Consider the following 659-nt stretch of genomic DNA (forward strand, 5'->3'; position numbering starts at 1 on the left):
CGCAAGATCGTCGCGGACACCGCCGCACCGCGCGGGATCACAACCTACGTCACCGGGGCGGCGGCGCTGGTCTCGGATATGCACAACAGCGGCGACAAATCGATGATCAAGATGACCGTAACGACGGTCGTCGTGATCCTCATCATGTTGCTGCTGGTCTACCGCTCGGTGATCACCGTGGTCATGCTGCTGCTCACGGTGGGGATGGAATTGACCGCAGCGCGAGGCGTCGTCGCGTTGCTGGGGCATGCCGGGGCGATCGGGTTGTCCACCTTCGCGGTAAGCCTGCTGACGTCGCTGGCCATTGCCGCCGGCACCGACTACGGAATATTCATCTTCGGACGCTATCAAGAGGCGCGCCAGGCCGGCGAAGACAAAGAAACCGCCTTCTACACGATGTATCGCGGCACCGCCCACGTCATTCTGGGCTCCGGATTGACGATCGCCGGTGCCACCTTCTGCCTCAAGTTCACCCGGATGCCTTACTTCGAAACCCTAGGCATCCCCTGTTCGGTGGGAATGCTGGTCGCGGTCTTGGTGGCGCTGACGCTGGGGCCCGCTGTGCTCTCAGTCGGAAGCCGGTTCGGGCTGTTCGACCCCAAGCGGCTGATCAAAGTTCGGGGCTGGCGGCGAGTCGGCACGGTGGTGGTTCGCTGGCC

At 63.4% G+C, this 659-nt stretch carries 1 protein-coding gene; it reads left to right on the forward strand.

Annotated features, from left to right (window positions below; translation table 11 throughout):
• Nucleotides 1-659 (forward strand): MMPL family transporter (locus F0Q45_RS26485; protein ID WP_149656649.1); only part of this gene is annotated, 659 nt, incomplete at both ends.

The organism is Mycobacterium simiae, assembly GCF_008370645.1.
Lineage (GTDB): Bacteria > Actinomycetota > Actinomycetes > Mycobacteriales > Mycobacteriaceae > Mycobacterium > Mycobacterium simiae_A.